This window comes from Sulfitobacter donghicola DSW-25 = KCTC 12864 = JCM 14565, from assembly GCF_000622405.1.
Classification (GTDB): Bacteria; Pseudomonadota; Alphaproteobacteria; order Rhodobacterales; family Rhodobacteraceae; genus Sulfitobacter; species Sulfitobacter donghicola.
The window spans coordinates 44,594-66,923 of record NZ_JASF01000003.1; the positions used below are offsets into that span (position 1 = coordinate 44,594).

General features: G+C 55.6%; 17 protein-coding genes. 7 read left to right on the plus strand and 10 right to left on the minus strand.

Translation table 11 applies throughout. The features are described 5' to 3' along the window. The first annotated feature begins 2 nt into the window (after positions 1-2). The gene (locus tag Z948_RS0100595; RefSeq protein ID WP_052033230.1) at positions 3-3,455 is read left to right on the plus strand and encodes a TonB-dependent receptor; all 3,453 of its coding nucleotides are present in this window, start codon (positions 3-5) and stop codon (positions 3,453-3,455) included. A gap of 17 nt (positions 3,456-3,472) precedes the next feature. On the opposite strand, the gene pcaQ is transcribed toward Z948_RS0100595, so the two are convergent. Further along, complete coding sequence (gene pcaQ, locus Z948_RS0100600) at positions 3,473-4,393, minus strand: pca operon transcription factor PcaQ (protein ID WP_037952489.1); 921 nt, start codon at positions 4,391-4,393, stop codon at positions 3,473-3,475. Positions 4,394-4,477: 84 nt separating this feature from the next. On the opposite strand from pcaQ, the gene pobA reads away from it, so the two are divergent. The 4 genes from pobA to pcaG are packed head-to-tail and all read left to right on the plus strand — an operon-like array spanning position 4,478 to position 7,416. Next, positions 4,478-5,647, plus strand: a complete 1,170-nt coding sequence (pobA, locus tag Z948_RS0100605) for a 4-hydroxybenzoate 3-monooxygenase (RefSeq protein ID WP_025057642.1) — start codon at positions 4,478-4,480, stop codon at positions 5,645-5,647. Positions 5,648-5,683: 36 nt separating this feature from the next. Beyond that, positions 5,684-6,064, plus strand: a complete 381-nt coding sequence (gene pcaC / locus Z948_RS0100610) for a 4-carboxymuconolactone decarboxylase (protein WP_025057643.1) — start codon at positions 5,684-5,686, stop codon at positions 6,062-6,064. Beyond that, positions 6,061-6,798: a protocatechuate 3,4-dioxygenase subunit beta gene (pcaH, locus tag Z948_RS0100615; protein WP_025057644.1), complete on the plus strand. Its 738-nt coding sequence runs from the start codon at positions 6,061-6,063 to the stop codon at positions 6,796-6,798. Before pcaC ends, pcaH begins: the two co-directional genes overlap by 4 nt. Positions 6,799-6,801: 3 nt before the next feature. After that, the gene (pcaG, locus tag Z948_RS0100620) at positions 6,802-7,416 is read left to right on the plus strand and encodes a protocatechuate 3,4-dioxygenase subunit alpha (protein WP_025057645.1); all 615 of its coding nucleotides are present in this window, start codon (positions 6,802-6,804) and stop codon (positions 7,414-7,416) included. A gap of 66 nt (positions 7,417-7,482) precedes the next feature. Here pcaG and glnT read toward each other — a convergent pair whose 3' ends face one another. The 5 genes from glnT to Z948_RS0100645 all read right to left on the minus strand — a co-directional run bounded on the left by glnT (position 7,483) and on the right by Z948_RS0100645 (position 12,763). Then, positions 7,483-8,811: a type III glutamate--ammonia ligase gene (glnT, locus tag Z948_RS0100625; protein WP_025057646.1), complete on the minus strand. Its 1,329-nt coding sequence runs from the start codon at positions 8,809-8,811 to the stop codon at positions 7,483-7,485. A 93-nt stretch (positions 8,812-8,904) separates the two neighbouring features. Continuing rightward, a complete protein-coding gene (locus Z948_RS0100630) occupies positions 8,905-10,242 on the minus strand; it encodes an FMN-binding glutamate synthase family protein (RefSeq protein ID WP_025057647.1) in 1,338 nt (445 codons plus the stop codon). 12 nt (positions 10,243-10,254) lie between these two features. After that, positions 10,255-10,938 (minus strand): GltB/FmdC/FwdC-like GXGXG domain-containing protein, encoded by a 684-nt coding sequence (locus Z948_RS0100635; protein ID WP_025057648.1) that lies wholly within the window; start codon positions 10,936-10,938, stop codon positions 10,255-10,257. Beyond that, complete coding sequence (locus Z948_RS0100640) at positions 10,938-11,867, minus strand: class II glutamine amidotransferase (protein WP_025057649.1); 930 nt, start codon at positions 11,865-11,867, stop codon at positions 10,938-10,940. The genes Z948_RS0100635 and Z948_RS0100640 overlap by 1 nt, the downstream gene beginning before the upstream one ends. 266 nt (positions 11,868-12,133) lie before the next feature. Further along, entirely contained in the window at positions 12,134-12,763 is a 630-nt protein-coding gene (locus Z948_RS0100645) for a helix-turn-helix domain-containing protein (RefSeq protein WP_025057650.1), read from the minus strand. 125 nt (positions 12,764-12,888) lie between these two features. Between Z948_RS0100645 and Z948_RS0100650 the strand changes: the two genes are divergently transcribed. Next, on the plus strand, positions 12,889-13,887 hold the full coding sequence (locus Z948_RS0100650; RefSeq protein WP_025057651.1) for a GlxA family transcriptional regulator: 999 nt from the start codon (positions 12,889-12,891) through the stop codon (positions 13,885-13,887). Positions 13,888-13,890: 3 nt separating this feature from the next. Here the strand turns inward: Z948_RS0100650 and Z948_RS0100655 are convergent, their stop codons facing one another. Genes Z948_RS0100655 through Z948_RS0100670 form a run of 4 tightly spaced genes read right to left on the minus strand, consistent with a single transcriptional unit; the run spans position 13,891 to position 18,957 of the window. Next, positions 13,891-14,457, minus strand: a complete 567-nt coding sequence (locus Z948_RS0100655; protein ID WP_025057652.1) for a sarcosine oxidase subunit gamma — start codon at positions 14,455-14,457, stop codon at positions 13,891-13,893. Further along, entirely contained in the window at positions 14,450-17,389 is a 2,940-nt protein-coding gene (locus Z948_RS0100660) for a sarcosine oxidase subunit alpha family protein (RefSeq protein WP_025057653.1), read from the minus strand. The genes Z948_RS0100655 and Z948_RS0100660 overlap by 8 nt, the downstream gene beginning before the upstream one ends. Next, on the minus strand, positions 17,386-17,670 hold the full coding sequence (locus tag Z948_RS0100665; protein ID WP_025057654.1) for a sarcosine oxidase subunit delta: 285 nt from the start codon (positions 17,668-17,670) through the stop codon (positions 17,386-17,388). Before Z948_RS0100665 ends, Z948_RS0100660 begins: the two co-directional genes overlap by 4 nt. 36 nt (positions 17,671-17,706) lie before the next feature. Next, positions 17,707-18,957 carry a sarcosine oxidase subunit beta family protein gene (locus tag Z948_RS0100670; RefSeq protein ID WP_025057655.1) on the minus strand — a complete coding sequence of 417 codons (1,251 nt, stop codon included), beginning with the start codon at positions 18,955-18,957 and terminating at the stop codon, positions 17,707-17,709. Between the two features lie 359 nt (positions 18,958-19,316). On the opposite strand from Z948_RS0100670, the gene Z948_RS0100675 reads away from it, so the two are divergent. Beyond that, complete coding sequence (locus tag Z948_RS0100675) at positions 19,317-22,109, plus strand: bifunctional aconitate hydratase 2/2-methylisocitrate dehydratase (protein WP_025057656.1); 2,793 nt, start codon at positions 19,317-19,319, stop codon at positions 22,107-22,109. Positions 22,110-22,330 lie beyond the last annotated feature (221 nt).

Sequence of the window (22,330 nt, forward strand, 5' to 3'; positions counted from 1 at the left end):
GTATGACCATGTTTAACAAGATGAAATTCTCTCGTTTCGCTGCCCTCACAGGTGTTTCCCTGCTTTCCTTGGTGGTGGCGGCACAAGCGCAAGTTGGATCGGGGTTCAACATCTCGATTGATGGTAAGACCGTGTCGGGTGATCCACGTCTTTCGACCAAAAAGGCACGCGAGGCCCGCGTGCTGGAACGGGCAAAACTGCGCGTTGTCTTTGACGGGTTGGACATCACGCCCCGTCTGACAGCGTTGATCACCAATGCGACGACGCCGCGCGCTGGCGAATTGATGCATGTGCAAAGCCAAATGAACTATCCCGCCTATGTCACGCGCGGGGAAGTACGGGTGATTGATACCGCATCGCGTGGCGGTCCGCGTGTTGTTGCCTCGGCCCCGATCGAGGCGAACGGCACGGCAAGTGTGCGCCTGCCCGAGGGTGAAAACCTAGTGATGACCTACCGCGTTTATGATGCGAAGGGGCGGTATGACGAAACCCGCCCCATGCCGCTGCGGATTTCAGAACTGGGTGAGGAGACGGACATCGACGTGCCTCCGCCAGAACTGGGTGTTGATTCAGGTGGCATCCGCCGCATTCCTGTCTATGGCGGCGCGGTCACGGTGAGCGGTACAGACGTGCGTCAGGGGGCAGTTGTTGACACCCTAGGCGAAACAGTGCGCCCCGATCCTTCTGGCACGTTCATCCTGCAACGCATTCTGCCCGCTGGAAATCAATCTGTCGCTGTTCAGGTGAGCGGCGCAGGTGAAAACACCTATGCTGAATATGACTTCCTGATCCCCAAATCCGAATGGTTCTATACGGCGATTGTAGACCTGACCTATGGCCACCGCTTTGAAGGCGGGTTTGATGAAGACGGCGAAGAATATGATCGCAACTTTACCTATGGCCGCATCGCAGGTTACGCAAAAGGCAAAACCCAGAATGGTTGGGTTCTGACTGGATCTGTGGACACGGGCGAGGACGAGCTGTCCGATCTCTTCCGCAATCTGGATGAAAAAGACCCACAGGATTTGCTCCTGCGTTTGCAACGTGAAAACGCTTATCCGACCTATGGTGATGATAGTACCTATGAAGAGGGTGCACCAACCGACGGCAAATTCTTCTTACGGGCTGAAAAGAACGGCAGCCACATCATGTGGGGAAATTACAAAGCGTCGGTTGGAGGTGGATATTACCTGCGCAATGAGCGCACCTTATACGGTGCCCAAGGTGTTTACCGCAGTGACCAAACCACTTCACGCGGTCAGTCCAAGGTGGTTCTAGAGGCCTATGCGGCCAGCCCAGAAAACCTTCCGGGGCGTGATACATTCCTTGGCACCGGTGGCTCGATCTATTTTCTACAGCGTCAGGATGTTGCGGTAGATTCCGAGCAGCTGAGCATTGAAATCCGCGACCGTGATACGGGCCGCGTGGTTGAAACCCGCACGCTTTCGCCGGGTACCGATTATCGCATCAACTATATTCAGGGCAGCATCCTGCTGTCCGAACCGCTGACCGGAACCGCAAACGCTGGCACAGTCGTGAGCCAAGCAGGCGGCGAATATGACGTGCTGTTGGTGGCCAATTATGAATACACACCCGTTGCGGGTGACGTGGACGGCTACAGCTATGGTGGCCGCGCCGAAGCATGGCTGGGCGATAATCTTCGCCTTGGCTATACGGGTATCGTTGAACAAACCGACATCGCCGACCAGACTGCGCAATCCGTTGACCTGTTGTGGGAGCTGAGCGAACGCAGCTATCTGGAACTGGAATATGCGGAAACCGAAGGGCCGGGCTTTGGTTCGACCTTTTCCGCTGATGGTGGGTTGATTGTTCAAAGCGACCCAACCGCAGGCATCGCTGACGGCACAGGGCAGGCCTATGCCGTTTCCGGCCGCGTAGATTTCGAAGATCTTGGCCTACGGTTGCCAGGGACATTTTCAGCCTATTATGAATCCCGCGATGCGGGCTTTTCGACGTTGGATTATGAAACCAGCATCGACGAAGAGCTTTGGGGCTTTTCTGTCGACGTAGAGCCAACCGAGCGGCTGGCTTACCGTTTGTATTTCGACAGCTTTGAAGATGCGGATGGGCGGATCAAACGCGAAGGCGGGGCCGAGTTGGCTTATCTGCTGTCTGAACGGGTAAAGCTGGAATTTGGCGCGGAGCATCTGGAGGTGAACACGCCGTCTGGTGATGCAGATGAAAATGGCCGCCGCACAGATGTTGCCGTGCGTGCGACCTTTGCCGAAAGCGATGATCTGGCATGGTATGTTTATGGTCAAGGCACGGTTGAACGCTCTGGCGGGTTGGAAAAGAACAACCGCGTTGGGGCAGGGGTGCGCTACCGCTTTGCCGAAAAGTGGGTGTTTGACGGTGAACTCTCTGATGGCTCCCTTGGCGCGGCGGGGACGGCGTTGCTGACCTATCAACGTAATGAGACCGACAATATCTACTTTGGCTATCGCCTTGATCCAGGGCGCGAGTTTTCGGGCACCGATCTGGTGGGCCGTGACCGTGGGCAATATGTTGCAGGGGGCCGCCGCCGTCTGAGTGAAGATGTCGATGTATACGGTGAAAACACCTATGATATGTTTGGCCGCCACAAAGCGCTGACCAGCACCTATGGCGTTGAATACCGCACGACCGAGCAGCTGACCCTGTCAGGCAGCTATGAATACGGCCAGATACGGGATTCCTTTAACGGTGATTTTGATCGCAAGGCGCTATCGCTTGGCGCGCGGTTTGAGGGTGAGACGGGCCTGTCATGGCGCGCGCGTGCCGAATTCCGCCGCGACCGTGGTGAAACCTCGGGCACAAACCGCGATAGCGATGCGTTCCTGTTTGTTGGCTCGGCGCGGTACAAGATTAACGAAAACCAGCGTTTCTTGTTCTCGGTTGATTATGCCGACACGGACACGGATGATGTTTCGATCCAATCGGGTGAATATGTTGATGCGCAGATCGGCTATGCCTATCGCCCTGTTGATAATGACCGTCTGAATCTGCTGTTCAAATACCGCTTCCTGAAGGATTCCATTGGCCAGACGATTGATGGAACAACAGATCGCGGACCACGCCAGACCAGCCATGTCTTGTCGATTGATGCAGATTATGACCTGAACCCGCAATGGACATTGGGGGCAAAGCTGGGCGGCCGTTGGGGGCAGTCTTCGCCTGATGATACAATCGAACTGGCTGATAATGACGCTTACCTAGCGGTCATTAATGCGCGCTATCACCTCACCCATAAATGGGATTTGCTGCTGGAAGGGCGTTATCTGGAAGCCTCTGACGCTGGCCTGTCAGAGTTCGGCGTTCTCGGCGCAGCTTATCGTCATATCGGCAATAACGTGAAACTGGGCATCGGTTATAACACGGGCCGTTTCTCGGATGATCTGACCGATCTTACCTATGACGACGAAGGTGTGTTCGTGAACTTCATCGCGAAATTCTAACCCCTGCCAGCCGCGTTTTAGCGGCTGGTGGCGGCATCCAATAGCGCCTGCCGAAATAGGCGCATGGTTGGGGTTGGGTCTTCTTCTGCTCTGGCCATAATCCCGATTGGCCCCGCCATGGAGCTGGTATCAAAGGGCAGGGCGATCATACGTCCTGCGTCTATGTCGCGTGCCACAACTCCCTTGCTGATAAACCAGACCGCCTGAGCCGCGCCCAAAGTCATAGAGCGGCCAAACGCGCCTGAAACAGTCTCTAAACTGTTCGGGAAATTGCCCAAGCCGTTTTCGATCAGGTACCGATCGACCAAGGGACGGATTGCCGCGCTTTTTGGGGGATAGAGAACCTTGTAATCCGCCAAGGATTTTAAAGTGGCGGAATGGGCCAGTGGATGGTCTGCGGCAGCTGCGATGATCACTTGTTCGGTGTAAAGCTGGGTAAAAGATAACCCCGCCATGTTTTCAGGATGCCCCATTCGCCCCACCACGAGATCCAGATCGCCAGAACGCAGCCTATCTATCATGTCAGCGATGCCGCCGTCTTGGATAGCAATCGGCGTGCTGGGCACGAGGTTTGAGAATATGTTCACCGCATCGGGAAGCAGATCAGCCGCAACGCTGGGCAAGGCACCCACGCGGATTGGTGTGCTTGCCCCCGAAGAAAGCGCATCAAGGCTGGCCAATCCATGGCTGAGCGCGGCGAGGCTCTGTTCGGCAAATTGGCGAAACACGGCCCCTTCTCGGGTTAGGGTAATGCCGCCACGATCGCGGGTCATCAGGGTGAGACCCAGAATGGTTTCAAGGTCTTTGAGCGTTTTGGATATGGCGGGCTGGGTTAGGTTTATGTTTTCCGATGCCGCCTTGAGGCTGCCGCAGCGCACGGTTTCGACAAAGGCCGACAGGTGGCGCATTTTGATATGGCGAAGGCGGTTGATTTCCATATTGGCAACTAACAGGCGCAAAAATTCATTTTCCCCGCAAGTTTTAGCACATTAAGCTGATGCAAACAACGTGGGGGCGCAAAAATGAAAACCAAAGTGGCCATCATTGGTGGCGGACCATCAGGCCTGTTGCTTTCCCAGCTTTTGCATACGCGCGGCATCGACAGCGTCGTGCTGGAACGCAAAACAAAGGAGTATGTCCTTGGGCGTATCAGGGCGGGGGTGCTGGAACAGGGTTTTGTGAAGTTGATGGAGGAAGCAGGCTGTGCTGATCGGATGCACGCCGAGGGCTTTCCCCATGACGGGACGCTGATCTCTTACGGTGATGAAATGTTCCGTGTTGATTTTGCGGCCCTCACGGGAACGCCCGTGATGGTTTACGGCCAAACCGAAGTGACCCGCGACCTCTATGAAGCCCGCGAAAAAGCAGGCGGCAAGATAGAGTTTAATGTGGATCAGGTGAAAATCCACGATGCTGATACCGCCGCGCCCTATCTGACCTATACAGTAGACGGCGACGCGCGGCGTTTGGATTGTGACTTTGTCGCGGGATGTGACGGGTTTCACGGGGTGAGCCGACAGGCGATCCCGCTGGATGTGCGCCGCGAGTATGAAAAGATCTATCCGTTTGGCTGGCTGGGCATCCTTAGTGAAACGCCACCGGTAAACCACGAACTGATCTATGCGACCTCTGAACGTGGCTTTGCTCTTTGTTCGATGCGTAATGAAAACCTTAGCCGCTATTACATCCAGTGTTCGCTTAGCGATCATCCAGAGGATTGGACGGATGATGCCTTTTGGGCTGAGCTAAAACGCCGTATCCCAAAAGAGCAGGCAGACAAATTGGTCACTGGCCCCTCTATCGAAAAATCCATCGCGCCGTTGCGGTCGTTCGTGACCGAACCCATGCGCTGGGGGCGGTTGTTCCTATGCGGAGACGCGGCCCACATCGTGCCGCCAACAGGGGCCAAGGGGCTGAACACCGCCGCGTCGGATGTGCACTATTTGTACAATGGCTTGCGGGATTTTTACGAAAATGGCTCGGAAGAGGGCATCAACAGCTATTCGGAAAAGGCATTAAAGCGGGTGTGGAAAGCTGAGAGGTTCTCGTGGTGGTTTTCGTCGATGATGCATCGCTATCCCGATCAGTCTGAATTTGACCTGAAAATGCAAACGGCGGATTTGGAATTTCTTCGCACAAACAAAGCGGCCCAACAGGCGATGGCCGAAAATTACGTAGGCCTGCCTTACTAAAAATACGAGGGGCCAGCCCTCAAGAGGAGACTGTAGATGTCTGATCGACTGACAAAAGGAATGGCCATTCGCCGCGAGGTTTTGGGGGATGCCCATGTTGACCGCGCAGAGGCGGCCAAGACGGATTTTGATGCGCCGTTCCAGACGATGATCACCGAAGGCGCGTGGGGAACACTTTGGGCCGATGATACAATCTCGCGGCGGGATCGTTCTTTGCTGACTTTGGCCTTGCTGGCGGCGATGGGTAATTTTGACGAGATCCCGATGCATATTCGCGCCAGTCGCAACACGGGTGCGGAACCGGATGAGATTTTGCAGGCCTTCATGCATGTTGCCGTTTATGCGGGTGTGCCAAAGGCAAACCATGCTATCAAACTGGCCAAAGAGACATTCAAGGAATTTGGGGTAGAGATATGAGCCTGATCAAACAGACAGGGGGCTTTGTTCCGCGTGATCGCGATTGGCAGCCCGATGCCTTGACCCCTCCCTATAAGACCAGCCTAAAGCGCAGCCCGCAGGCGGCGCTGTTGTCTTTCCCAACAACGCTGAGCGAAGAGACATCGCCCGTTTTTGGTCACAACCTGATTGGCGAGTTAGATAACGATCTGATCCTGAACCACGCACAGCCAGGTGAAAGCGCGATCGGGCCGCGCATCATTGTGCATGGTCGTGTGTTGGATGAAATGGGCCGTGGCGTGCCGGGTGCACTGCTGGAGGTTTGGCAGGCCAATGCGGGAGGGCGGTATCGCCACAAAAAGGAAAGCTATCAGGCCGCATTAGACCCTAACTTTGGCGGTTGTGGTCGGACGATCACGGCTGAGGATGGATCGTATGAGTTTCGCACCATTCAACCCGGTCCTTATCCGTGGCCCAATGGCATGAACGATTGGCGCCCCGCGCATATCCATTTTAGCGTCTTTGGCCACGGGTTTGCCCAGCGTCTGATTACGCAGATGTATTTTGAGGGCGACCCTCATATCAAGCTGTGCCCGATTGTTGGTGTGCTCAAAAGCCAAGAGGCGGTTGATGCGCTGACCGCGCCGCTTGATATGCACCGCACGGTGCCGATGGATAGCCGCGCGTATAAATTCGACATTGTGTTGCGCGGCCAGCGCCAGACCTATTTTGAAAACCGCAAAGAGGGGCTTTGAAGCATGGTTCAGAAACTCGAATACCTCAAAGAAAGCCCCAGCCAAACGGCGGGCCCCTATGTGCATATCGGTTGCACGCCTAACTTTACGGGGATTGAGGCCTATGGCGGAGACCTTGGCGCGACGATGAAAACAGGGCCTGTGAAAGGCACTGAAATTACCGTCAAAGGGACAGTCTATGACGGGATGGGCATGCCGCTGCGCGATGCGATGATCGAAATCTGGCAGGCTGATAGCAACGGGTTGTTCGCCTCTGCCAATGAAACCCGTGGGGATGCTGACCCGAATTTCACGGGCTGGGGCCGCTCGGCGGGGGACATGAACACGGGCGAGTTCACGTTTGAAACGATCAAACCAGGGTCTGTTCCCTTTCCCGATGGGCGCCCACAAGCGCCCCATATCACCGCTTGGATTGTGGCGCGGGGCATCAACATCGGCCTGCACACGCGGATCTATTTTGAAGATGAGGCCGAGGCAAACGCCATTGATCCGATCCTGACGCGGATCGAACATCAAAACCGTATTCCAACGCTATTGGCGAAACCCGAAGGGGAAGGGGTGTATCGGTTTGATATCCACCTTCAGGGCCCCTTAGAGACGGTCTTTTTCGATATTTAGGCGCTTTTCAATCCGCTATGCCAAGGAAACGATCACGACCCCACCAAATTGGCAGGGTCGTCCGCATTAGATGTCCAGCGTGTTTTCTTTTTCCCAGCGGCTGAAATAGGAGGTGAAATCGTTCCACTCTTCCATTTTCTTTTTCAAATACGCGCTTGAGAATTCTTCGCCCATTGCGGCCTTTAGGCCTGTGTCAGCATCATAGGCGCGCAGGGCGTCCAGCATGTTCAATGGCAGCTTTGGCGCATCGGTAATTGTGTGTCCCTCGGCGTACATATCAATGTCGTGGCGTTTTCCGGGGTCAGCTTTGGAACGGATACCGGATAGGCCAGCGGCGATGATGACGGCCTGCAACAGATAGGGGTTCACGGCGCCGTCGGGCAGGCGCAGCTCAAACCGACCGGGGCCGGGGACACGCACCATATGCGTGCGGTTGTTGCCTGTCCAAGTGACCGTGTTTGGCGCCCAAGTTGCACCAGACATGGTGCGCGGCGCGTTGATGCGTTTGTAGCTGTTCACGGTTGGGTTGGTGATCGCCGCAAGCGCCGAGGCGTGCTTCATAATCCCGCCCAAGAAATGTTTGCCGCGCTCGGATAGGCCGACCTCGCCAGTTTGGCCCGATCCTTCGCCTGCAAACACATTGGTTTTCGCCGCCGCACCGGGCGCGTCCCAAACCGAGATATGCGCATGGCAACCATTGCCTGTCAGACCTTCGATAGGTTTGGGCATAAAGGTTGCGCGATAACCGTGTTTTTCGGCCACGCATTTCGCCATAAATTTGAAAAAGCTGTGCTTGTCCGCAGTGGCAAGCGCGTCGTCAAAATCCCAGTTCATTTCCCACTGGCCATTGGCGTCTTCGTGGTCATTCTGGTAAGCGCCCCAACCCAGTTCCAGCATGTAGTCCGAGATCTCGCGGATCACATCAAGGCGGCGCATGAAGGCCTGTTGGTCATAGCAGGGCTTGGCCGCTGTATCAAAAGGATCGCTGATCTGATCACCTTCTGGTGTCAGCAAAAAGAACTCGGCTTCGATGCCCGTCTTAACGTGCATGCCTTCTTCGGCGGCTTCTGCGATCAGTTTGCGCAGCACATTTCTAGGCGCTTGGGCGACGTCCTTGCCCTCCATCACACAATTGGCAGGCACCCATGCGATTTCTTTGTTCCACGGCAGGATGATTGCCGCCTCGGGGTCTGGCACGGCCAACATATCAGGGTGGGCTGGGGTGAGGTCGAGCCACGTAGCAAAGCCAGCAAAGCCTGCGCCGTCTTCTTGCATATCCGCAATGGCGCGGGCCGGAACCAGTTTGGCACGTTGGCCGCCAAACAGATCAGTGAAAGAGATCATAAAGTACTTAACGCCGTATTCAGCGGCAAATTTAGCGAGGTCGGTGGTCATGCGTTTTTCCCTGTTCGTAGCGTCTGTTTGACGTCATTAATTTCGCGATGAAAAAATGCGCGGACCCATTAGCCCCGCGCATTCTTTCGTTTTTCAATATCCGGTGCCGGGTTTGCCTGGGTACCAATCGGTACCAGCAAGAGGGATGCGGGCCATTGCAGCGGCTTCCATCGTGAGCGCGACAAGGTCCTCTGGCTCAAGGTTGTGCAGATGGTTTTTACCGCAGGCCCTTGCGATGGTTTGCGCCTCTAGCGTCATCACCTTGAGGTAATTGCGCAGACGGCGGCCGCCCTCAATCGGGTCAAAGCGGCTCATCAATTCGGGGTCTTGGGTGGTGATCCCTGCGGGGTCGCGCCCTTCGTGCCAATCGTCATAAGCGCCAGCAGTTGTGCCAAGCGCGTTATACTCCGCCTCGTATTTCGGGTCGTTATCGCCAAGCGCGATCAGGGCAGCCGTGCCGATGGCAACAGCATCAGCCCCCAGCGCCATCGCCTTGGCCACATCAGCGCCAGAGCGAATGCCGCCTGAAAGGATCAGCTGAACCTTGCGGTGCATCCCTAAATCTTGCAGCGCCTGAACCGCGGGGCGGATGATGGCCAGCGTCGGCTGGCCCACGTGTTCGATAAACACATCCTGCGTTGCGGCTGTGCCGCCTTGCATCCCATCCAGAACAATCGCGTCAGCGCCCGCTTTGACCGCTAAAGTCGTGTCAAAATACGGACGCGCACCAGCTACTTTTACATAGATCGGAACCTTCCAGCCTGTGATTTCACGCAGCTCTAGGATTTTGATTTCCAGATCATCAGGACCAGTCCAATCAGGGTGACGACAGGCCGAGCGTTGATCGATGCCCATGGGCAGGTTGCGCATATGGGCCACGCGGTCGCTGATCTTTTGCCCCAGCAACATGCCGCCGCCACCGGGCTTGGCGCCTTGGCCAACCACGATTTCAATCGCGTCGGCCTTGCGCAGATCATCTGGGTTCATGCCATAACGGGAGGGCAGGTATTGATAGACCAGCTTGTCTGAATGGCCGCGCTCTTCGGGCGTCATGCCGCCGTCACCTGTGGTGGTCGAAGTACCCGCAGCAGAGGCCCCACGTCCCAAGGCCTCTTTGGCGGGGCCAGACAACGCGCCAAAGGACATGCCAGCGATGGTGATCGGGATATCAAGCTCGATCGGGTTAGAGGCGTTCAGGCCGCCAATCGTCACGTTGGTTTCGCATTTCTCGCGGTACCCTTCGAGAGGGTAACGCGAGATGGACGCACCCATAAACAGCAGGTCGTCAAAGGACGGCACCTTGCGTTTTGCGCCACCACCGCGGATGTCATAAATGCCTGTAGCGGCCGCGCGACGAATGTCGCTGTTAACGTCTTGGCTGAACGTCGCGGATTGGCGCGGCGTGGTGTGCGGGATGTTTGAATCTGTCATTTTGAATATCCCTTAATACGCGCCAGCGTTATCAACGTCGAAATTATAAAGAGTACGGGCCGAGCCATAGCGGGTGAACTCGGACGGATCAGCGTCAATGCCAGCCTCGTCCAGCAGACCTTTTAGGATCTCCAGATGCTCGGGGCGCATTTCCTTTTTCTCGCAATCCGCCCCTAGGCTTTTGACGGTTCCGCGCACAAAGAAACGGGCCTCGTAGCAGCTATCGCCCAAGGCATCGCCTGCATCACCGCAGACGACAAGGTTACCGGACTGGCCCATAAACGCGGCCATATGGCCGATGTTGCCCTGAACGACGATGTTCACGCCCTTCATCGAAATGCCGCAGCGCGAAGAGGCGTTGCCTTTCACCACGATCAAACCGCCATGGGCCGTGGCACCCAGATATTGGCTGGCGTCTCCTTCGATCACGATCTTGCCGGACATCATGTTTTCACCAGTCCCCGGACCGGCCGAGCCATGCACATGGATCGTGGCCTGCTGGTTCATGCCGCCACAATAATACCCAGTGGAGCCTTTGACGTTCACCTCAATCGGGGCGTCCAGACCACAGGCAATCGCATGGGCACCTTTTGGGTTCACAACCTCCCAAACCGTTTGGTTGGTGACCTCGTTCTGAGCATGGAGAGTGGCATTCAGGGCGCGCAGCCCTTCCGCTTCTAAATCGAATGTTTGCATTAGGCTGCTTTCTCTTGAGCAGTGGGCGCCCCGTTGTGGGACCAGAAATAAACGGTTGCGGGTTCGGGCTCCCAAACGCGGGCATCCTCGATCCCGGGTAGGTTCACCAGCGCGCGGTATTCAGAACCAAAGGCGACGTATTGATCGGTCTCGGCCATCACAGCGGGCTTGCAGGCGATCGGATCGCGGACAACGCCGAACCCGTCTTTGGTGCCCACAAGGAAGGTAAAGAACCCGTCCAGATCATCCAGCGAGCTTTCCAGAGCTTCACCCAAAGTCGCCCCGTTCTGCATCTGCCACGTGAGATAGGCGGCACCGACTTCGGTGTCGTTTTCCGTTTCGATATGCATGCCTTCGCGGCGCAATGTGCGGCGCAGGGAGTTATGGTTTGAAAGCGATCCGTTGTGCACCAGACACTGATCAGACCCTGTGTTGAACGGGTGCGCGCCCATGGTCGTTACCGCAGATTCGGTGGCCATTCGGGTGTGCCCGATCCCGTGTGTGCCGCCCATGGATCGTACATCAAAGCGTTCTGCTACATTTTTGGGCAGACCGACCTCCTTGTAGATTTCCAAGGTCTCGCCGCGGCTCATCACGCGTACCGAGGGGCGGATTTCTTTCAGCGCGGCGCGCGCTTGGGCAAGCTGGTCGGCCTGCATTTCCAGAACGGCATGGGTGTCTTTCACCCGCATCGATACCTTGCCTTTGACCAGCTTGCGCAGCTCGTTTTCGAGCTTGTCAAAGTCTTGATCGGGGTTGTCAGACTGCACGGTCAGCTTTGCATTACTCTTTGTTTCTGAACCATAAATGGCAATGCCCGCGCTATCGGGGCCACGGTCGGTCATCGTGACCAACATGTCCGTTAACATGTTGCCGAGTTCCGGCTCCAAAGATTTGTCTTTTAGAAAAAGTCCTACGATGCCGCACATGGCCGTGGTCCTCCCACAGAGTTCAAAAATATTCGACTCAAAAGCTAACACCAAACAAGGGGCCGCTCAATGTCTGGGAAACTTTTTTTCATAAGCGTGAAATAATTTTTCACAACACGGCGCAGTTTGGCGGCGTTTGGAGCAAGGGGCGGGAGCAAATACCAAAGGGCACGCCTGTTCAGCGCTGGCGCCGTGTTATGCGCAACCGCCTGCGGGATTTGGCCAGTGCTAGACCGCAACGCGCCGCTAAGACTAAGAGGGGTAAGTTACGCTTTTTGCGGATAGCTAATGATAGAGAGATACCGCGCGGGCAGTTTGACCAGCTTTTCTGGCCCATGCGGCGCATCCGCATCAAAATAGAAGGTATCACCCTGTTTTAGCGGGTAAACTTTATCGCCGTGGCGGTAATCAACTTCGCCTTCCAGCATATAGATTGTTTCGATCCCTGCATGCTGGAAGGTGGGGAAAATATCGGATTTATCTGTAAGGGTAATCAGATAGGGTTCGACAATCACACCAGATGCGTTTGACCCGATATGGCCTAACAGATTGTATTGATGGTTGGCGCGGGTGCCTGCACGGTCAATTTCCACACCTTCACCAGCGCGCGTGTGAACGGCCTGTCGTTGTTCCTCAAACCTGCTGAAAAAACTGGTGAGGGGGACGCTCAGCGCATTCGCGAGGCTTTGTAGCGTGGTCAGAGACGGTGATGTATTGCCATTCTCGATCTTTGACAGCATGCCAATCGAGATACCCGTAAGAGCAGAAAGGTCGGCAACCGTGATTTGCTGCTGGCGACGATAGGCGCGGACTTCTCGGCCAATTGCAACTTCTAGAACTTTCTCACGTTCGTTTTCGACGATACCATGAGGGTCTTGCGTTAGGTTAGGGGCCATGCCGTTATCTGGTCTTTCATTTCAAAGCTGCGTGCCTTGTAGAGATAGGCGCTGCCTGCGGTGAATTATATAAGATCGAATATGGACAAGATTACAACCAAAGCATCCCTTGAGTGGATATAATTATGAACAAGAGTGAAATTCAGACCATTGGCTTTTTGCTATTTCCCGGTTTCCCGATGGCCTGCCTGACATCCATGATCGAACCGCTACGTGCCGCCAATGAAATTGCGCAGGCCGAAAGGTTCGCATGGCAATTGGTTTCAGAAACCGGAGAGCGCGTCATGTCCAGCGCGCAGGTTTCATTTGAGCCAAACTGTAGCCTTGCAGATGCCGAAGAGTTGGATGTTATTATTCTGCTCAGCAGCCCCATGGCCCATTTCGAAAATGCCAAATCCAGCCCCGCGAAACTGCGCCGAATGGAGCGCGCTGGCCGTGTTATGGGCGCTGTAAGCGGTGGCGTGTTCCCGCTGGTGCGTGCGGGGTTGATGCAGGGCCATAGATGTTCAGTGCATTGGTGTTACGAAGCCGCCTTTCGGGCGGAGTTTCCCGATATTGAGGTGACAGACGATGTTACCGTTTCAGAGAAAATGCGCGCCACGGCATCAGGGGCTGCAGCGGCGTTTGATTTGGCCCTGCACATGATTGATAACACCTTCGGAGCGGATGTCGCCCATGAGGTCGCCTGTTGGTTCCAGCACCCGCTGATGCGCGGCAAAGGGGTGCGTCAAAGGGTTCCCATGCTAGATGGTACCGGCCCAGCATTGCCAATATTGGTAAGCAAAGCCGCAGCACTATTTGCACAACGGATCGAAGACCCGATTTCGATCGCCGAGGTGGCTGATGCGTTGCAGGTCACACCCCGCCAGATCGAGCGCAGTTTTAAAAAGGCGACAGGCCAAAGCCCTACCCATTACTACCGCTCTTTACGAATGAAGGCGGCCCGCCAATTGGTTCTATATTCAAAAGATACCCTGCCCGAGATCGCATTGGCGGTCGGCTATTCCTCAACCACGCCTTTGGTTCAGCATTACCGAACGGCGTTTGGGTTAAGCCCCCAAGAAGACCGCGAACAGATCAATGATTTCCGCGTACAGGGAAACATGCCTTTGCCGTCGATCTAACGGTTATAGCGCGGATTTCATCGCCGTAAGCAGCGCGTGATGCAAACTGCCCGCCGAGGCGCGCGGCCCCAAGATGCGCACCCAATTCGCAGGATCACGGCGCAAGATAAAACACCCCAAATGGTGGATCGAGGTCCGCGTTGCGTCCTCGGTCTTCATCGCGCGGATATTGATGTTGCAACACAGCTCGATCACGGCTTCGATCCCGTCACCGCGCAGATCGAAACAGGCCCAAGCATCGGTTTGCTCGGTGATGGATGCGGTGTCTCCAAACCGCTGCTTTAGCTGGGTGGCCAGATCTTCGTGGGTGTCAAAGGGCGCGCCTACCATCCATTGATCGGGCCCCGTCCAAAATGCAGCTTCGGGATCGTGCAGCTTGCTTTTTCCGGCAGTTGGGGCAGGGGCCTCTAACAGGTCCGACAGGTGTTTGCGGCAGGTTTCTTCGTGACCAAGGCGCGCAGCGACTGACGCCAGCGCCAGCCCTGGGTTTTCGGTCAATGTGACGCCTTTGATGGTGTCCACACGCGGCTCGGTGCCGCCCAAGGCGGTGATAGGGGTCAGCTTAAGCACGGACGCGCTCTCCTTCTGGATCAACAAAATGGGCTGATACGATTTCGACATCGACGGTCAGGTCAGTCACAGGAGAGACAAGGCGCATCCTTTCACCGGTGCGGTTTCCCCCGTCCTTGAGAAAGCCCAAGCCGATCATGCTGCCCAAAGTGGGAGAGAAGGCGGCGGATGTTACGTATCCTTGGTCATGGGCTGCATCCACCGGACCGGTAGAGTGCATCAGATGCCCCCCCGCCGTAACCTTGTCCTCAGGGTTCAACGGTTTGATCCCAACCTGCATCAGCGCGTCTGCCTCGTTCAGGCCCGCCCGTTCGGAAAGTTTGGAGCCGATGCTGTCTTTGACCTTTGACACCATCCGCCCCATGCCAAGGTTCAGCGCGGTGGTTGTGCCGTTCAGCTCGTTGCCCGCTGCGTGGCCCTTTTCGATACGCATAACGCCCAAGGCCTCGGTTCCATATGGGGTGACGTCGAATTCTTTTCCCTCATCCATAAGGGTGCGCATCAGCGCGTCGCCATAGCGAGACGGCACAGCGATCTCGAACGCCAGCTCGCCACTGAACGAGATACGGAAAAGGCGCGCGCGCAAGCCACCGCAAACGGTGATGTTACCACAAGCCATAAACGGAAAGCCCTCGTTTGTGATGTCAAATTCGGGGTCCACGATTTTCTGCAAAAGCTTGCGAGAGTTCGGCCCCGCGACCGCGTATTGCGCCCATGCCTCGGTTGTCGAAATCAGCTGCACATCCATGTCAGGGAACAGGCATTGGCGGGCAAATTCCATGTGTTGGAAAACCTTTGCGGCGTTGGCCGTGGTGGTTGTGACAACGAAATGATCTTCGGCCAGTCGCCCTGCGGTGCCGTCATCCATCGCAATACCGTCCTCGCGCAGCATCAACCCATAGCGGGTTTTACCAACAGCAAGTTTTGCGAAACCGTTACAGTAGATTTTGTTCAGGAAGGCCGCGGCATCACTACCCTGCACATCAATTTTGCCCAAGGTTGTGCAGTCACAAACACCAACAGAGGCGCGGGTGGCTGTGACCTCGCGGTCAACGGATTGGCGCCAATGGGTTTCGCCCTCGATCGGGAACCACTGCGCGCGCAGCCAGTTGCCGACCTCGACAAATACAGCGCCGCGTTCCTTGGCCCAATAGTGCGATGGGGTCAGGCGGGTCGGGTGGAATTCCTTGCCGCGCATACGGCCGCCTAATACGCCAATGGCCGTTGGCGTGTAGGGGGGGCGGAAAATCGTTGTGCCAACCTCGGGGATCGCCTTGCCCGCAAGTTCGGCCATGATCGCCAAACCACCCATGTTTGAGGTTTTGCCCTGATCCGTCGCCATGCCCAAAGTTGTATAGCGTTTGAGGTGCTCGACCGAGCGGAACCCCTCCTGATGGGACAACTTCACGTCCTTGACGGTAACATCGTTTTGCTGGTCCAGCCACGCGCGCGCGCATCCTTCGACGTACCAGAACGGGGTTTGACGAACGGGCGCATCTTCGGCTTGGGGTGTGGTGAGGGGCTTGGTGTCGAACAACTCCGCTGCCGCTTGGCTGCCAGAGGTCAGCGCGCCATGGGTTGAAAAGATGCCGTTTGCCGCGCCTGCGACTGTCAAACCAGGGGGTAAAACACCACCGGGGACAAAGGCGGCTAAATCTTCGTTCCATGTTGGTCGGCCACGTTGGTGGCAGGTCAGGTGAACATTTGGGTTCCACCCGCCAGACACGCCAAGCGCGCCGCATTCAAGGGTGCGATGACTACCATCGGCCAGTTGCACCTCGACAAAGGTGAGGCCCAGACGGCCCTTCGTATCAACTACCTGCGCGCCCTTTAGGACTTCGTAGTCATAGTTGCTGGGGGCGTCGATGCGGGTGTCAATGACGGCCACGACCTTAACGCCTTTGGCTGCCAGATCACTCGCAGTGCGGTGCCCGTCGTCGTTGTTGGTGAAAATCGCAACACGTTTGGCTGGCGTCGCGGCATAGCGGTTTACGTAAGTTCGCAAAGCGCTTGCCAGCATCACGCCGGGGCGGTCGTTATTTTCAAACCCGATAGGGCGTTCGGTGGCGCCTGCACAAAGGATCGCGCGCTGACTATAAATCCGCCACAGGATCTGGCGGGGTTTGCCTGTTTCGGGTTGGGCGATGTGGTCGCTGACCCGTTCAACAGCGCCGTAAATCCCGTGATCAAAGGCACCGATGACGGTGGTGCGGGGCATCAGGCGCACATTGGGGAGAGATGACAGCTCGGCCAACGTCGCGGCGACCCAAGTTGCCGCATTGCTGTCATCAAGGCTAAAGGTCTCGCTGTTTAGTCTGCCGCCCAAAGCAAAGTCTTCATCAGCGAGGATGACTTCCTTGCCTGCGCGCGCAGCGGTAAGGGCCGCCATAAGGCCAGCAGGACCGCCGCCGATGACCAGCAGCTCACAGTGGCGAAATCCTTTGTCGTATTCATCAGGGTCTTCCTGCATGGAAAGCGAGCCTAACCCAGCGGCTTTGCGGATAATCGGCTCGTATATCTTTTCCCAAAACGGCGCAGGCCACATGAATGTTTTATAGTAGAACCCTGCGGTCAGAAAATTTGAAAACCGATCATTGATCGCCATCGTGTCGAATTTGAGCGAGGGAAACCGGTTTTGCGAGCGCGCCTGCAGGCCGTCATACAGCTCGGCTGTGGTGGCGCGTGTGTTTGGCTCTTGGCGCGCGCTGCTGCGCAGTTCGACCAGCGCGTTGGGTTCCTCCGATCCTGCGGTCAGGGGGCCACGGGGGCGGTGGTATTTGAACGAGCGGCCCATCAGGCGTACGCCATTGGCCAGCAAGGCGGAGGCGAGCGTATCGCCAGCGTGGCCTTGGTATTTCTTGCCGTCGAAAGTGAAATTTAGGGCGCTGTTGCGGTCAATCTGGCCACCAGATACGCGGTTCTTCTGAGTCATTTTGAACGCCCCTGTTCACGGGCCACATCGCGGGCTAGGGCGACATCGCTGATTTCATGGGTCAACGTATTGCGCGTAACCACCAGAACCGAGCGGTCGCCCCCTTCGTGGAACCACAGCTCGCGCATTTCGCCAGCGATGTTGTTGCGCAGATAACCGTAGGTGTACCATTCCTGCGCATCTGCGGTTTCGGGATCGGGGCGGTCGATCAGGGATGCATCTCCTAGATAGACAAATTCAGCGCTATCGCGGGGGCCTAAAAGAGGGTGGTTGATAATCATCGTTAGATGCTCGCTATCTTGAAATGTGATTGGGGATCAGTGCAGGTTTGGCTGGTTGCCCATCCCTTTTTCATCAATCATATGGCCCGTCTCAAAGCGGTTGAAACGATAGGCGGTTGCGGTCTCGTGCGGTTCGTCCTTGGCCAATAGATGCGCATAGGCATAACCAGAGGCAGGGGTCGCCTTGAACCCGCCGTAACACCAGCCGCCGTTGAAATAGAGCCCGTCGATATGGGTGCGGTCGATGATGGGCGAGCCGTCCATCGACATATCCATAATCCCGCCCCACATGCGCAGCAACCTTGCGCGGCCAATCATCGGCATGATCGCCATGCCGCCTTCACAGACGTCTTCGACAACAGGTAGGTTTCCGCGTTGCGCGTAAGAGTTATAGCCGTCGATGTCACCGCCAAAGACCAAGCCGCCTTTGTCGGATTGGCTGACATAGAAATGCCCTGCGCCAAAGGTAATCACACCCGGTAAAACCGGCTTTAGCCCCTCTGAGACAAAGGCCTGAAGCACATGGGATTCTATCGGCAGACGCATGTTTGCCTTGGCCATCAAACGGCCCGAAGACCCCGCCACAGCGCAACCAACCTTAGTTGCGCCGATGAATCCTTTGGACGTTTCCACGCCTAGGCATTTCCCGTTTTCGATACGAAACCCCGTGACCTCGCAATTCTGGATGATATCTACGCCGTGGCTATCGGCCGAGCGGGCATAGCCCCATGCAACCGCGTCATGGCGCACGGTGCCGCCGCGCCGTTGGGCCAGCCCGCCTTTGATCGGGAAACGTGCATCGTTGAAATTCAGAAACGGATATTCCGCCCTGATCTGTGATTCATCCAACAGCTCGGCGTCAGCCCCATTCAACCGCATTGCGTTCCCGCGGCGGATAAAGGCATCGCGCTGCGCGTCCGAATGGATCAGGTTCATGATGCCGCGCTGGCTGACCATGGCGTTGTAATTGAGGTCCTGTTCCAGCCCCTCCCACAGCTTGAGCGAAAATTCGTAAAACGGTTCGTTCCCGTCGAGCAAATAGTTCGAGCGGATGATCGTGGTGTTGCGGCCTACATTTCCGCCACCGATCCAGCCTTTTTCGATGACTGCGACATTTTGCTGCCCGAACACTTTGGATAGGTAATGGGCGGTTGCCAGGCCATGGCCTCCGCCACCGATGATAACGATGTCGTAATGTGATTTGGGTTCTGGATCACGCCATGCAGGTTTCCAGCCCTTGTGCCCTGTAAGGGCTTCTTTGATCACCTTAAAACCGGAATAGCGCATGAAATCAGACTCCTCTTTCACGAGTGTCCTTAGTTTTTAGCGGTATGTCCCTTTGAAATCCGACATTTCCATTCTGGAATCGGACCTGTTGTTAAAAGTTTTCAGCGGGATTAGGCACATGATCCTTTCAGGCGGTAATGCAATATTCACCTGCTGCTAGATAACAAAGCGAGGTGATCTTTTTGTTTGCGCAAAACCATTCATCAAGGGCCTAGGGTTTGGCAGATGAATGGGGTATGACTATTGCATCTAAGGAGCGTATGGTATACTTTGGTATACAATCAATTTGGGCGGCGGCATGCGGAAGGATCTGTGTGCTGGCGCTTTAGCTAATTCTAACATCAACTGCTGGAACCGCCATGAGCTTGTACACAGACTACCTAACCGAGATTGCAACCCGTAAAGAACAGGGGCTGCACCCCAAGCCAATCGATGATGGTGCATTGGTTGCCGAGCTGATTGCGCAGATCAAAGACACGGGCAATGAGCACCGCGCAGAGTCCCTAAACTTTTTCATTTATAACACGCTGCCCGGCACGACGAGCGCGGCTGGAGAAAAAGCGCAGTTCCTGAAAGAGATCATTCAGGGCAAAGCCTCGGTTGAGGAAATCACCCAAGATTTCGCATTTGAATTGCTGTCGCACATGAAGGGCGGACCATCTGTAGATGTCCTGCTGGATCTGGCTTTGGGTGATGATGCTGGTTTGGCCCAGAAGGCCGCGGAAGTTTTGAAAACGCAGGTGTTCCTGTACGAGGCAGACACAGATCGTCTGGCCGATGCCCACGCCAAGGGCAACGCAGTCGCCACCGACATTCTGAACAGCTATGCCAAGGCCGAGTTCTTTACCAAGCTTCCCGACATCGAAGAAAACATCAAGGTTGTTACCTATATCGCAGCCGAGGGTGACATTTCGACTGATTTGCTGTCTCCGGGCAATCAGGCGCACTCGCGCTCTGACCGCGAATTGCACGGCAAATGCCTGATCAACCCAAAGGCGCAAGGCGAGATTCAAGAGCTGCAAAAGCAGCACCCTGACAAGCGCGTGATGCTGATCGCTGAAAAAGGCACAATGGGTGTTGGATCGTCGCGTATGTCTGGCGTGAACAACGTGGCATTGTGGACGGGCAAGCAGGCCAGCCCCTATGTTCCCTTTGTAAACTTTGCGCCCATCGTTGCCGGTACAAACGGTATTTCCCCGATCTTTCTGACAACCGTTGGCGTGACGGGCGGCATTGGCCTTGACCTGAAAAACTGGGTTAAGAAAGTTGATGCAGATGGGAACACTGTTCTCAACGAAGAAGGCAACCCCATTCTCGAGCAAGCATACTCGGTTGAGACGGGTACGGTTCTGACCATCGATACCAAAGCCAAAAAGCTGTATGATGAAACAGGCAAAGAAGAGCTGGTAGACGTTGCATCTGCCTTCACCCCTCAGAAGGTCGAGTTCATCAAGGCGGGCGGTTCCTACGCCATTGTCTTTGGTAAAAAGCTACAAAGCTTTGCGGCGGAAACGCTGGGTGTTGAAAAACCTGTGGTTTATGCCCCTTCCAAGGAAGTATCGCATGAGGGCCAAGGCCTGACAGCGGTTGAAAAGATCTTTAACAAAAACGCCGTCGGCGTGACACCTGGTGTCACTTTGCACGCGGGCTCTGACGCGCGGGTGAAGGTGAACATCGTTGGTTCGCAAGATACGACAGGTCTGATGACCTCTCAGGAGCTGGAAGCGATGGCCGCAACGGTTCTGTCGCCAACCGTGGATGGGGCCTATCAGTCTGGTTGTCACACCGCATCTGTTTGGGATTTGAAAGCACAGGCGAACACGCCAAAGCTGATGAAGTTCATGCACAAATTTGGCCTGATCACCGCGCGTGACCCCAAAGAAGTGTATCACGCGATGACAGACGTTATTCACAAGGTTCTTAACGATATCACGGTGGATGACTGGGCGATCATTATCGGCGGTGACTCTCACACGCGGATGTCCAAAGGTGTGGCATTTGGCGCTGACTCGGGCACTGTTGCGCTGGCCTTGGCCACGGGTGAGGCGACCATGCCAATCCCTGAATCCGTAAAAGTGACGTTCAAAGGCACCATGAAAAACCACATGGATTTCCGTGACGTTGTGCATGCGACCCAGTCGCAGATGCTCAAGCAATTTGGTGACAACGTCTTCCAAGGGCGCGTTATCGAAGTGCACATCGGCACCTTGTTGGCGGACCAAGCGTTCACCTTTACCGACTGGACAGCCGAGATGAAGGCGAAGGCCTCGATCTGTATTTCCGAAGACGAAACGCTGATCGAATCCCTAGAGATCGCAAAAAGCCGTATTGGCATCATGATCGAAAAGGGCATGGATAACGATGTTGCCATGCTTCAGGGTCTGATCGATATCGCGGACAAGCGTATCGCTGAAATCCGTTCAGGCGAAAAGCCTGCGTTGACACCTGATGCTGACGCGAAATACGCCGCCGAGGTTGTTGTTGACCTTGATGTGATCGACGAGCCGATGATCGCCGACCCAGACGTGAACAACGCTGATGTGTCCAAACGGTATACCCACGACACCATCCGCCCTGTTTCCTATTACGGTGGCGACAAGAAGGTTGATCTTGGGTTTGTGGGTTCCTGTATGGTGCACAAGGGCGACGTGAAAATTGTTGCTCAGATGCTGCGTAACCTTGAGGAAGCGCAAGGCAAGGTCGAGTTCCAAGCGCCGCTGGTTGTTGCCGCGCCGACCTACAACATCATCGATGAGCTGAAAGAAGAGGGCGACTGGAGCATCTTGCAAAAGTACTCTGGTTTTGAGTTCGACGATGCGGCGCCAAAAAACACATCCCGCACCGAGTATGAGAATATTCTTTATCTCGAACGCCCTGGCTGTAACCTATGTATGGGTAACCAGGAAAAAGCGGCAAAGGGTGACACGGTTCTGGCGACTTCAACCCGCCTGTTCCAAGGTCGTGTTGTAGAAGATGCTGCCGAGAAAAAAGGTGAATCCCTGCTGGCTTCAACGCCTGTTGTTGTTCTGGCCGCGATCCTTGGCCGTACGCCAACCATCGAAGAGTACAAGCAAGCGGTTGAGGGCATTAACCTCACCAAATTTGCCCCCCCTCTGGACAAACCTGCCGGCGCACGTTCGGCATTTTTCTAAAGACGGCTAAAAGATACGCGCATTCCCAAACGGGGGTGCGCGGTGCTATCGGGAGCACTGGCAAAGGGCTGGTTACATCCAAATGACGTTGCGGCGTCGGATGCAACTAGCCCTTTCGCTATACTGGGGACTCCGTCTAGCCTCGTACATCAAAGGGGCTTCGCCTGCTGTTTTGGATTGATCCAAAGGATGAGGTGAAGACCATGACTGACGAGGGGGAG